This is a genomic window from Bacteroides sp. ZJ-18 (genome assembly GCF_011038705.2).
Classification (GTDB): Bacteria; Bacteroidota; Bacteroidia; order Bacteroidales; family Bacteroidaceae; genus Bacteroides; species Bacteroides hominis.
This window is the reverse complement of sequence record NZ_CP072198.1, coordinates 793,655-806,050: the sequence shown is the minus strand read 5'-3', so window position 1 is coordinate 806,050 and position 12,396 is coordinate 793,655. Positions and strand designations below refer to the sequence as shown.

The window sequence follows — 12,396 nt, the reverse complement described above, 5'->3', positions numbered from 1 at the left end:
CTTCTGATTATCAATCCTATTGAGAAAGATATCCAGTTACGTATTTGTCGGATGAACCTATTTTTATGCCATTTTCTTCTTTCTTAATTGTTTTTTCAAAAAAATCTCCTACATTTGTCGGCAACATAAACAAAACACAACGCGCTATGTCCGACTCCTTCTGTGGAGATAAGATGAACTGTCAGATATGTCCCAAGGCTGTTGATAATGCCATTATGCATGCTTCTCATCCGAGAGGTTTTCATCGTCCTGCCCAGAAGTGTGAAGAGAACCTGATGATTTTCCTCTTAAAAGGGGAAATATTAGTCAATAGTCAGGAATATGCCGGAACGATGTTACGTGCCGGAGAGTTTATTCTTCAAGCCATCGGATCGAAGTTGGAAGTATTGGCTATGACAGATGTAGAGTGTGTGTGTTACAGTTTTAACCAGCCGGAGCTTTTTTGTGAACAACGCTATAACTACATTATGAATGAAATTCCGGCACCGTTGATTTACTCACCTCTCAAAATTATCCCGGAGTTGCAATATTTTCTTGAAGGATCGAAAAACTATTTGAGTGAAAATAAAATTTGTCGGGAGCTGTTATCACTCAAACGGAAAGAACTTGCTTTTATTCTGGGGTATTATTATTCGGACTATGACCTGTCTTCATTGGTTCATCCGCTCTCACAATATACCAATAGCTTTCAGTATTTTGTTCTGCAAAACTATATGAGGGTGAAAACCGTAGAGGAACTGGCCCACATGGGAGGATATAGCGTGACTACATTCCGTCGCATTTTTAATACCATCTTTCACGAACCGGTCTACGAATGGATGCTGAAACGCCGTAAGGAGGGGATTATGTATGATCTTAAGTATACCGATGCCACCATTTCGGAGATTTGTTACAAATATGGTTTTGAGTCTTTGCCTCATTTCTCCAATTTTTGTAAGAAGTCGTTCGGTGCTTCGCCCCGGGCTATTCGAAAATCCAGCGGTAAGGAGTAGCTTTTAATGTTCGGGTGCTTCACTTCCCCTGATCGGCTTCATTATCTGGTATCGTAGATACCGTAAGAAATAATACTTTTCATATAAAAAAATTCCCCGCCGATGCCGGCGGGGAATTTTCCTACTTATTAATCAAATGCTAAGTTTTGCTTAGTCTTTCAGTTTTGCGATGATGAAATCGCGGTTCAAGCGGGCAATGTTGCTGATGGAGATGTTCTTCGGGCATTCTGCTTCACAAGCACGTGTGTTTGTACAGTTACCGAATCCCAGTTCATCCATTTTAGAAAGCATTGCTTTTGCACGGCGGGCAGCTTCTACTTTACCTTGTGGAAGCAGGTTCAGTTGGCTAACCTTGGCTGATACGAATAACATGGCAGAACCATTTTTACAAGCAGCTACACAAGCACCACAACCGATACATGCGGCAGCGTCCATGGCTTCGTCAGCGATGTCCTTAGAGATAAGAATGGCATTGGCATCCTGAGGAGCACCTGTGTTTACGCTTACGTAACCACCGGCCTGCATGATCTTGTCATAGGCCGTACGGTCAACCATCAAGTCGCGGATTACCGGGAAACCGGCAGAACGCCACGGCTCAACAGTGATAGTATCTCCGTCTTTGAAACGACGCATATACATCTGGCAGGTAGTAGCACCTGTTGCAGGTCCGTGTGGGTGTCCGTTGATGTAAAGAGAACACATACCGCAGATGCCTTCGCGGCAGTCGTGGTCAAATACGATAGGTTCGCCACCATCATTGATGATCTGTTCGTTCAGAATATCCAGCATCTCGAGGAATGAAGTATCGCCCGGGATATCTTTCATTTGGTATGTTTCAAAAGCACCTTTCGCTTTAGGGCTTTTCTGACGCCATACTTTCAGCGTGAATGATATATTTTTATCCATTTTTGTTTTCCTTTAATTGATTAACCGAATTATGACTTGTAGTTACGAGTCTGAACTTTCACGAATTGATAGTTCAAGTCTTCTTTGATCAATTCCGGTTCTGAATCTTCACCGGTGTATTTCCAGCATGCTACGTAAGAGAAGTTCTTATCGTCGCGCAATGCTTCGCCTTCCGGAGTCTGATATTCTGTACGGAAGTGTCCACCGCAAGATTCTTCACGGTTCAGACCGTCACGAGCCATCAACATACCTACTTCAATGAAGTCGATCAGGCGGAGGGCTTTTTCAAGTTCTACGTTCAGTTCGTTTACTTCACCCGGGATGCGAACGTTGGTCCAGAAGTCTTTTTTCACTTCCTGAATACCTGTCAGAGCTTTCTGCAGAGATTCTTTAGTACGAGCCATACCTACGAAGTCCCACATAATGTGACCCAGTTTCTTGTGGATTGAGTCAACAGAATGTTTTCCGTTTACAGCTTTAATCTTCTGGATTTTATCTTTCACTTCTTTCTCTGCTGCCGCAAATTCGGGCAGGTCTGTAGAGAAACGTGGTACCTGAATCTGGTCGGCCAGATAGTTCTGGATAGTATAAGGCAATACGAAATATCCGTCAGCCAGACCTTGCATCAATGCAGATGCACCCAGGCGGTTGGCACCGTGGTCAGAGAAGTTAGCTTCACCAATAGCGAACAGGCCCGGGATAGAGGTCATCAATTCATAGTCAACCCAGATACCACCCATTGTATAGTGGATAGCAGGGAATATCATCATCGGAGTCTTGTACGGGTTCTCGTCAGTGATCTCTTCGTACATGTCGAAGAGGTTACCATAACGGGCGCGAACTACATCTTCACCCAGACGATCGATGGCATATTTGAAATCAAGGAATACGGCCAAACCGGTGTTGTTGACACCAAAACCTGCGTCACAACGTTCTTTGGCAGCACGTGAAGCTACGTCACGGGGAACAAGGTTACCAAATGCGGGGTAACGGCGTTCCAGATAGAAGTCACGGTCTTCATCAGGAATTTCAGTCGGCTTTTTAGTTCCTGCCTGCAATGCTTTGGCATCTTCAATCTTCTTCGGAACCCAGATACGACCGTCGTTACGAAGTGACTCTGACATCAATGTCAGCTTAGACTGCTTGTCACCGTGTACCGGGATACAAGTCGGGTGAATTTGGGCAAAACAAGGATTAGCAAAGTAAGCACCTTTTTTGTAGCATTGGATGGCAACAGAACCGTTGGAACCCATAGCGTTTGTAGAAAGGAAGAAAGCGTTTCCGTAACCACCTGTGCCGATTACTACAGCATGAGCGGCGAAACGTTCGATTTCACCGGTTACGAGGTTGCGGGCAATGATACCGCGTGCACGTCCTTCGATAACGACGAGGTCGAGCATTTCGTAACGAGTGTAAAGTTTAACAGTACCTTTTTGTACCTGACGGCTCAATGCTGAATAAGCGCCCAGCAATAGCTGCTGTCCGGTCTGGCCACGGGCATAGAACGTACGGGATACCTGTGCACCACCGAATGAACGGTTATCGAGTGTGCCACCGTAATCGCGTGCGAAAGGTACACCTTGAGCTACACATTGGTCGATGATAGCGTTTGATACCTCGGCCAGACGGTAAACGTTGGCTTCACGTGCGCGGTAGTCACCACCTTTGATTGTATCGTAGAAAAGACGGTAAACCGAGTCACCATCATTCTGGTAATTTTTAGCTGCGTTGATACCACCCTGTGCTGCGATGGAGTGAGCACGACGGGGTGAATCCTGAATACAGAAATTGAATACTCTGAAACCCATTTCGCCCAGAGAAGCGGCGGCAGATGCCCCGGCAAGTCCGGTACCTACAACGATGATGTCAAGGCGACGTTTGTTGGCAGGGTTAACAAGTTTTTGATGAGCTTTATAGTTACTCCATTTTTCGGCGAGCTGGCCTTCAGGAATTTTTGAATCTATCTTAGTCATAATGCTATTTACAATTTAATCATTTACAATTTACAATTTAGCAAGCACCGCATGCCAACGATTTAACGAAGAATACGACTACTACCAGAGCAAAGCATACAACAACGATGGTTGAATAGATGTTGGAGATGCATTTCCAGCGGTTGATCCAAATCTTGTTGTTCCAGCCCAGAGATTGCATAGAGCTCCAGAAACCATGAGTCAGGTGGAACCAAAGGGCGCCCAGCCAAACGAGGTACAGCACTACGTATACGGGGTTAGAAAAAGTGTTCATGATGTGATAAACACCATCGGCAGCATAAGTTGTGTCTGCTACTCCTCCCATGTTGTGTATCAATTCCGGTAACTGCATTTTAGCCCAGAAATTAAAGAGGTGAAGGCCCAAACCTAAGATAACGATGATACCCAGCACCAGCATGTTCTGTGATGCCCATTCTACGGTTTTGGGTTTGTCAACTACGGCGTAACGTTCGCTACCACGTGCTGCGCGATTCTGGATTGTCAGCCAGAAAGCGTAGATAATGTGAATCACGAAGAGGGCAGCCAGGCCCAGCGTAGCTACCAACGCATACCAGTTTGCTCCCAGGAACTCACAAACCAGGTTGTAACCCTCAGCCGAGATGATCGCAACAAGGTTCATCGCCATGTGAAACGTTAGAAACAGGACAAGGGCGATACCGGTAACGCTCATCACCACTTTCCTTCCTACAGATGAATTACTTAACCACATAAATGATTGATTTTAAATTATTTAATTGTTAGAACTATAATTTCTGTTTTACGAGCCTTCTTTCTCATTGTGCAAAAGTACACGAAATACATTGATTAACCAAAGAATTAAAGAAATAATTCTTTAATCTGAAGTGCCCGGAGAGAACAGGATAAATAGGGCCGGTAAAATAGTAACTGATTGACTGAAAGCACTCCATGAGGAAACCTGGCAAAGGATTGCCGGTTGTGTTTATAAGTGATTTATTGTGAATCTGTTAGAAGAGTAAATTATTTGTTCTTAAGAAGTTAACCTTGATCTGTATAAAAAGAAGTTGTTTAGTGCATATTCGAACTGTTCTTTTCTTAATTTTGCATCCCAGAGAAGGAATGATCAAAAGAAACAGGCAATACCGGATTTATGATAAACACACTCACCTCTTTGCGACTTATATTTGCTTTAATGGTTTTTGGAGCACATTGTTATGTAATAGACGACTTTTTCGATCTTCATTTTTTTAAAGAAGGTTTTGTCGGTGTTAGTTTCTTTTTCGTACTAAGCGGTTTTATTATAGCATACAATTATCAAAAGAAACTAAGTGAAAGCAAAATGACCAAACGATCTTTCTGGGTAGCGCGCATAGCCCGTATTTATCCTTTGCATGTCCTGACTTTATTGATTGCTGCCGCTTTAGGAGGCTATGTAATTGCATCGGGATTTACGGATTGGAGCAAGCATTTTTTGGCTTCACTCACATTAACAAATGCCTATATACCTAAAGCTGATTACTTTTTTTCATTTAACAGTCCTTCGTGGAGCTTATGTTGCGAGCAGCTTTTTTACTTCTGTTTTCCATTTCTGGTGCCGATAGCAAGAAACTATAAGGGTTTGTTCTGTGTATTTTTAATTTCCGCTATATTGGTTATTGTCGGTATGTATTTTACTCCGGAAAGTGATATAAAAGGATATTGGTACGTTAATCCGATTGCTCGATTTCCGGATTTTATAGTCGGCATGTTGTTGTTTCAACTGTACGACCGTTTGAAAAATAAAAACATCACATCTTTCCAAGGAAGTATTATTGAAATAATATCGATCGTCTTATTTTGGGTATTCTATCTATATGCTGCTGAAGTTCCAAAAGTATATCGGTATTCCTGTTACTATTGGCTGCCGATCGCGTTCATCCTGATCAGTTTCTCTCTGCAAAAGGGTTGGGTCTCACGTCTTTTGTCCAATCGTATTTTAGTGATTGGGGGAGAGATTAGCTTTAGCTTTTACCTGATTCATCTTTTTGTTTTGTTATCTTATGCGGAGTGGCAGAAAGAAAATAACTTTCATATAGTCTGGTACGTTTCCATTCCGATTCTATTTTGTGTCATCGTCTCGTTAAGCCTGCTCTCTTACTATTATTTTGAGAAGCCGATGAATAGGCGAATTAGAGCACTGTTAAATAAATAATTCGTGGAATAAGGGTTCTTCTCCAAATTTGGTGGTAAGTTTTCTTTTACTCATGGAATCTAATTCCGTTTTCGGAAGTGTAAGCTCTCGTTTATAGTTGACAAAAAAGCAAGTATCCCGGCTTTCCCCCGAAGAGTCCATCCATGAGGTGAAGAAGCGAATTTTAGAATAAACCATCTGAAAATCAATATCTTTAAAAAGTAAGATTTCTATCCTCAAAAGCTTTGTTTTAACACAGAGTTAAAGCTTGTTCTTTGGATGTGAATAACAAGTTCTTTAAATGCAAAAGCCTTATTATTTGCGCATAAGAACCTGACGAACTGCAAAAGGCGTTAACAATGTTAATTGAAGAAAGGTATAAGGATGAAGATACCGGTCCGGACGGCGCAAATTCACTTCCGAAACTTGAGTTATCTTATTCAGCCGGTGTCTGGTTTTTCTTATTAAAGCAAATAAAAAGGACAATTATCAACTTGAAAATAAAGAAATAAAGAATTTACCACCAAATTTGAAGAAGAACCGGAATAACTCACCAATAAAAGCTTCATCAAGGAAGTGGATGTTTATAAAGTTTTGTGGTAATGGTTATCGTCCTGGTATATAATGGAGGGTATTGGAACAGAAGGTCTGCTTACTATGGATGCCAAATAGCGGACCGTTTCTCTTTTGCCAGGCAAAGGGCGGTTTCTATTCTGTTTTTAGAGTAGTAATTTTTTCACCTTTGGCTGCACGTGTACGAAGGGCACGCGGGGAGTCTCCAAAAGAAGCTTTGCAGAAATGTGCAAAATGTGATAAGGAATCGAAACCATAACGATTGCTGATTTCAGTGATGCGTTGTTTGGTGTGCTGGAGATCTTCCAAGATGCCTTCTCTTTTCTTGCTCAGAATCCATTCGTATACCGGCACTCCATACATATTCTTAAATAAGCGGCGGAAGGTAGTAGTTGTATAGCCTCCCAAGTGTGCGAACTCTTCCACGTTTTTCACTTTTTCGTAATTTTGCATGACGAAATATTGGAAGCTTTCTGTATAACTGCTGATGGGATAAAAGAATCTACTTAATTGGGGTGACGGGTAATAGCAGGTAATCAGATACATAAGTTCCTGACATTTGAGATCGATAAACGCACCGCAAGGAATCTGTTCACTCAGGTAATCACAAATATCTTTCATGAAATTGGTAATACGTTGGGTCATTACCAAAGGCGTATAAGTTAAGGGTGATTCTGATTGTTGGAGGATTTCCTGATAATGTTGCTCACAGATCAAAGGTGGTTCGTTGAACCAATACACTACATAACTTACGTCTGTCAGCGCCAATAATTCTAATTTTGAGCCGATGGACTGGAGGATAAACTGTCCTTCGCGTAACGTTGTGCCGGGATACTCTTCGCTGTTGATCAATAACTCTCCTTGTAGCATAAACAGAATACAGTTTTGTGTGCATTTGTCAGCCGGGAAATGTTGTCCTTTTGGAAACGTCCGATGAACAAGTATGCCTTCTGTAGCTTTGGGACATTGCGCACAATCTGTCTGTCTATTACAAAGAGTTTCTCTGGCCATGAATTAAAGTTAGGTGTCAGGGTAAATAATACTTGGGGAACAAAGATAGGTTTTTTTTGCGAAAACTCTGTCTTTTTAATCTATCTTTGCTGCAAAATAGTAAATTAGTAGAAAAATGAAGAAATTTGTGCTTATTTGTTTTTGTGTGCTTTCTTCGATGGGAGGGTATGCTCAGAACTGGGATATCAATACGTTACATAAAATAAACAGTCTTGATGGTAAGTTTGCGAGGAATTATAGCAAGGCTTTTTCTAAATCGGCACCTTATATCGCAGTAGGTGTTCCGGTGGCGATGGCTGTATATGCAGGGATTGATAAAGATAAAGAGTTATTGAAGGATGCTATTTATATTGGGACGAGTGTAGCCGAGGCAGTTGTAATTACATATGGTATGAAATATGCTTTTGACCGTGAGCGGCCATATGACCGTTATCCGGATCGGGTGAATGCGCGCAGCCATGAATCGAGTCCTTCGTTTCCCTCCGGGCATACGGCAGCCGCCTTTTCGTTGGCTACTTCTTTGAGTATCCGTTATCCTAAGTGGTATGTGATAGCTCCATCAGCCTTTTGGGCATGTTCTGTGGGCTTTTCAAGAATGAACGAAGGTGTGCATTACCCGTCGGATGTAGCGGCAGGAGCTGTGATAGGTGCCGGTTGCGCAGTAGCCAATATTTATGTGAATCGCTGGCTCAATAAATGGTTGTTCGGTGAGAAAAAGCAGGTTACCATAAATTATTAACAATAAACGGTGAGTGATGGACACTCTGCCAAAAGCGTAGACTGATCATCATTCACCGTTCATAACTCTCCGTTAGAGAATCATTATTTCAATATCTTCTCGTATTCTTTGTCATTTAAGATTTCCAGTGCCCGCTCCACGCTCTTATTGGTAGCATTCATTACTTGAAAGTATTCATTCATATCCCATAAGTCACGGGCTATCAGAGCTTTTAATTGGGCCTTAATCAGTGGTAAAGCCTTGTTGTACTGCTCTTCGTTGAACTCTATCTTTTCTTTGTCGGCAGCCTCTCTCAGGAAATTCAATATCCGGTCGTCTATTTCAAACTTCTCATTGAATTTCTCAAAGGTCTTATATTTATCCAATAAAGCCTTGCGGTTATTTTCAATAAAGTTCATAGTCGTTTTGATTACTACCCCTTTGGCTACCAGGTTACGATGGTAATCAGTATACAGAGCCGTGTCAACCGGAACAAAATAATCAGGCATGATACCTCCGCCGCCATAGACGGTGCGTCCCAGCTTTTTAGTCTGGCATTTTAGTGAGTCCGGGAAGTGGATACTGTCTGCACTTACCATTTCGCCATGATTGTAACGGTCGATAAGGTCCTGATTGTATTTATCGATACTGCTTTCGCTGCTCTTTCCTTTTCCCGGCTTCTCGTTGATGTTGCTATCATAAGGTTTCTGTATGCAACGCCCTGCAGGAGTATAATAGCGGGCTATGGTCAGGCGGATCATGGAGCCGTCGGGCAGGTCGATCGGGCGTTGAACCAATCCTTTTCCGAAAGAACGGCGTCCTACTACAACACCCCGGTCCCAATCCTGAATGGCTCCTGTTACAATTTCGCTTGCCGAGGCCGAATATTCATCTACCAATACCACCAAGCGTCCGTTACGAAAGCTTCCGTTACCTTTGGCAAAGAACTCACTGCGTTGCGCAGAACGTCCTTCCGTGTAAACAATCAGTTCTTTTTGTCCCAGAAACTCATTTGCCAGGTCGATGGCAGCGTTCAGGTAACCTCCCCCATTGCCTTGCAGGTCTAAAATCAAGTCTTTCATTCCTTTCTTCTGTAACTCTTTCAGGGCTTTCAGAAACTCTTCTGCAGTGGTTGCTCCGAAACGGTTGATACGGATGTATCCTGTTTTGGGTTGAATCATATAAGCAGCGTCCAGACTGAGGATGGGGATTTTATCCCTTTTTACGTTGAATAGAAGTGGTTCTTTCACACCTCTCCGGATAATGGTCAGATTTACTTTCGAGTCTTTGGGGCCCCGCAGACGTCCCATGATTTCCTCTGTGCTCATTTTGACTCCTGCGATGGCAGTATCGTTAACTGCGATGATGCGGTCTCCTGCCAGAATACCCACTTTTTCGGAAGGGCCATTGCTCACCGGTTGTACAATGAGTAGCGTATCTTCAATCATCTGGAATTGTACCCCTATTCCTTCAAAGTTACCTTGGAGAGGTTCGTTCATTTTCTTAACCTCTTCGGCATCCGAATAGGTGGAATGGGGGTCGAGCTGTGCCAGCATTTCGATAATGGCCGATTCAACGAGTTTGTTTTCATTGACCGTATCTACATATAAATTAGAGATGGCAAACTCTGCCAGTTGCAATTTTCGCATGGCAGGTGAGCCGAAGTTTTGTGCCTGTAATCCTAAAACGGAACACAAGCCGATAAGCAGGTATATTATTTTTTTCATGATCACATGGATTTATTACATTTCCATCCCTTCGGGAATAAACATACTGATATCTTTATTATAGCCCAGCAGTTCGCGTACAATGGTAGAACTGACACAAGTGAGTTCCGGTTCGGTAAACAGCAGAATGGTTTCGATTCCTGCCAGTTTCCGATTGATATCGGCAATGGTTTCTTCGTATTCGAAATCTTTCACGGTACGGATGCCACGGACGATAAATCGGGCATCTACCTGACGGGCAAAATCAATAGTCAGGCAATCGTAAGATTCAACCCTGATCCGGGGTTCGTCTTTATAAAACTTACGAATCATTTCCACACGTTTCTCTATCGGGAAGTACGTATTTTTATTTTCGTTGATACCGATGCCGATGACAACTTCATCCATAAATGTCAGGGTTCGTTGTACAACAGAATAGTGTCCGATAGTAAACGGGTCGAACGTTCCCGGAAAGATGGCTCTTCTCATGTCTATGCGATGTCTTCTTCTATAACCAGATTGTCAATAATAAAGTTTTGCCGTTCCATTGTATTCTTACCCATATAGAATTCAAGGAGTTCCTTGACCGTGTCTGTTTTGCGCAACGACACTTGTTCAAGACGCATGTCTTTACCGATAAAGTGTTTGAATTCGTCGGGCGAGATTTCTCCCAGACCTTTAAACCGGGTGATTTCCGGATTCGGGCTAAGTTCTTTGATGGCATTCACCCGCTCTTCTTCGGTATAGCAATAGAGTGTTTTCTTTTTGTTGCGTACGCGGAAAAGAGGGGTCTGAAGGATGTATACATGTCCTTTCTTGATCAGATCGGGGAAGAACTGGAGGAAGAAAGTGATCAGCAGCAAGCGGATGTGCATACCGTCCACATCGGCATCGGTCGCTACAATCACTTTATTATAACGCAATCCCTCTATGCCGTCTTCTATGTTCAATGCGGCCTGCAGCAGATTGAATTCTTCGTTTTCGTAAACCACTTTCTTGGTCAGGCCGAAAGAATTGAGTGGTTTACCACGGAGGCTGAATACAGCTTGTGTGTTTACATCCCGGCTTTTGGTGATGGAACCGCTTGCCGAGTCACCCTCGGTGATGAAGATGCACGATTCCTCTTCCAGCCCTTTGCCTTTCACATCGTTCAGGTGGATACGGCAATCACGCAGTTTCCGGTTGTGCAGATTGGCTTTCTTTGCACGTTCACGTGCCAGTTTCGTAACTCCGGCAATAGCCTTGCGTTCTTTTTCCGAATCCTGTATCTTTTGTAACATGATTTCGGCTACATCTGCATGCTTGTGGAGGAAATTGTCTACCTCTTGTTTTACAAAGTCGCCAACGAACTTGTTTACAGTAACGCCACCCGGCGACATGTTGGTAGAGCCGAGTTTAATTTTAGTCTGGCTCTCGAACATGGGTTCTTCCACATTGACAGCAATGGCGGCTACCAATCCGTTACGGATGTCGGTATAGTCCTGGTTCTTATTATAGAATTCCTTAATAGTGCGGGCAATGTGTTCTTTGAACGCACTTTGATGGGTACCTCCCTGAGTGGTGTGCTGTCCATTGACGAATGAATAGTACTCTTCGCCATATTGTCCTGTATGGGTAAAAGCGATTTCGATATCCTCTCCCTTGAGGTGGACGATGGGGTAGAGTCCGGTAGCTGTCATATTATCATTCAGCAAATCGACCAGACCGTTACGCGAAAGAATCCGCTGCCCGTTATAGATAATGGCCAACCCGGTGTTCAGGTAGGTATAATTGCGGAGCATCGTCTCGATAAATTCGGGACGGAAAGTATAATTCAGAAATAAAGTATTATCGGGTTCGAAGAAGATGTAAGTACCGTTCTCTTCCTCGGTATCCTCGGTGTGATCTGCTATCAACTCACCTTTGGTAAAGGTGGCGCAGCGCACTTTACCATCCCGGTAACTACGTACTTCGAAGTTTGAGCTCAAGGCATTGACAGCTTTCACGCCGACACCGTTCAGTCCGACACTCTTCTTGAATGCTTTGCTGTCATACTTACCACCGGTGTTCAGCACACTGACTGCTTCTACCAGTTTTCCCTGTGGGATACCACGGCCGTAGTCGCGTACGCTGACACGAAGATTCTCTTCAATTCTGATTTCAATCTTCTTGCCGGATTGCATTTTGAACTCGTCGATACTGTTGTCAATAACTTCTTTCAGAAGGACATAAATTCCGTCTTCGGGATGCGAACCGTCGCCCAGCTTACCGATGTACATACCCGGACGGGTGCGCACATGTTCCATGTCGCTCAGGTGGCGGATGTTGTCGTCTGTATATTCTACAGGGTTGTTGTCTACAGGTATCAGTTCGTTCTCTTCCATTGTTT

Annotated in this window: 10 protein-coding genes; 3 read left to right on the top strand and 7 right to left on the bottom strand. The window is 43.3% G+C overall.

Going from position 1 to position 12,396, the window contains the following annotated elements; genetic code table 11:
• Positions 1 to 146: 146 nt before the first annotated feature.
• Positions 147 to 992 (top strand): AraC family transcriptional regulator, encoded by an 846-nt coding sequence (locus G7Y45_RS03280; protein ID WP_005822475.1) that lies wholly within the window; start codon positions 147 to 149, stop codon positions 990 to 992.
• Between the two features lie 150 nt (positions 993 to 1,142).
• Here G7Y45_RS03280 and G7Y45_RS03275 read toward each other — a convergent pair whose 3' ends face one another.
• The 3 genes from G7Y45_RS03275 to G7Y45_RS03265 are packed head-to-tail and all read right to left on the bottom strand — an operon-like array spanning position 1,143 to position 4,601.
• Positions 1,143 to 1,898, bottom strand: a complete 756-nt coding sequence (locus tag G7Y45_RS03275; protein WP_005782917.1) for a succinate dehydrogenase/fumarate reductase iron-sulfur subunit — start codon at positions 1,896 to 1,898, stop codon at positions 1,143 to 1,145.
• A gap of 29 nt (positions 1,899 to 1,927) precedes the next feature.
• Positions 1,928 to 3,871: a fumarate reductase/succinate dehydrogenase flavoprotein subunit gene (locus G7Y45_RS03270; RefSeq protein ID WP_005782919.1), complete on the bottom strand. Its 1,944-nt coding sequence runs from the start codon at positions 3,869 to 3,871 to the stop codon at positions 1,928 to 1,930.
• Between the two features lie 37 nt (positions 3,872 to 3,908).
• Complete coding sequence (locus G7Y45_RS03265; RefSeq protein ID WP_005782920.1) at positions 3,909 to 4,601, bottom strand: succinate dehydrogenase/fumarate reductase cytochrome b subunit; 693 nt, start codon at positions 4,599 to 4,601, stop codon at positions 3,909 to 3,911.
• Positions 4,602 to 5,000: 399 nt separating this feature from the next.
• Between G7Y45_RS03265 and G7Y45_RS03260 the strand changes: the two genes are divergently transcribed.
• Positions 5,001 to 6,041 carry an acyltransferase gene (locus tag G7Y45_RS03260; RefSeq protein WP_032531523.1) on the top strand — a complete coding sequence of 347 codons (1,041 nt, stop codon included), beginning with the start codon at positions 5,001 to 5,003 and terminating at the stop codon, positions 6,039 to 6,041.
• A 687-nt stretch (positions 6,042 to 6,728) separates the two neighbouring features.
• Here the strand turns inward: G7Y45_RS03260 and G7Y45_RS03255 are convergent.
• Complete coding sequence (locus tag G7Y45_RS03255) at positions 6,729 to 7,604, bottom strand: helix-turn-helix transcriptional regulator (RefSeq protein WP_005782925.1); 876 nt, start codon at positions 7,602 to 7,604, stop codon at positions 6,729 to 6,731.
• Between the two features lie 115 nt (positions 7,605 to 7,719).
• On the opposite strand from G7Y45_RS03255, the gene G7Y45_RS03250 reads away from it, so the two are divergent.
• Positions 7,720 to 8,343 (top strand): phosphatase PAP2 family protein, encoded by a 624-nt coding sequence (locus tag G7Y45_RS03250; protein WP_005782927.1) that lies wholly within the window; start codon positions 7,720 to 7,722, stop codon positions 8,341 to 8,343.
• A gap of 83 nt (positions 8,344 to 8,426) precedes the next feature.
• Here the strand turns inward: G7Y45_RS03250 and G7Y45_RS03245 are convergent, their stop codons facing one another.
• From G7Y45_RS03245 to G7Y45_RS03235, 3 genes are read right to left on the bottom strand one after another with little or no spacing between them, the layout of a single operon-like run.
• Positions 8,427 to 10,049, bottom strand: a complete 1,623-nt coding sequence (locus G7Y45_RS03245; RefSeq protein ID WP_165016820.1) for a S41 family peptidase — start codon at positions 10,047 to 10,049, stop codon at positions 8,427 to 8,429.
• Positions 10,050 to 10,064: 15 nt separating this feature from the next.
• Entirely contained in the window at positions 10,065 to 10,517 is a 453-nt protein-coding gene (coaD, locus tag G7Y45_RS03240) for a pantetheine-phosphate adenylyltransferase (protein WP_005812543.1), read from the bottom strand.
• 2 nt (positions 10,518 to 10,519) lie between these two features.
• Positions 10,520 to 12,391, bottom strand: coding sequence for a DNA topoisomerase IV subunit B (locus tag G7Y45_RS03235; protein WP_022012250.1), 1,872 nt, complete (start codon positions 12,389 to 12,391; stop codon positions 10,520 to 10,522).
• Positions 12,392 to 12,396: the final 5 nt, after the last annotated feature.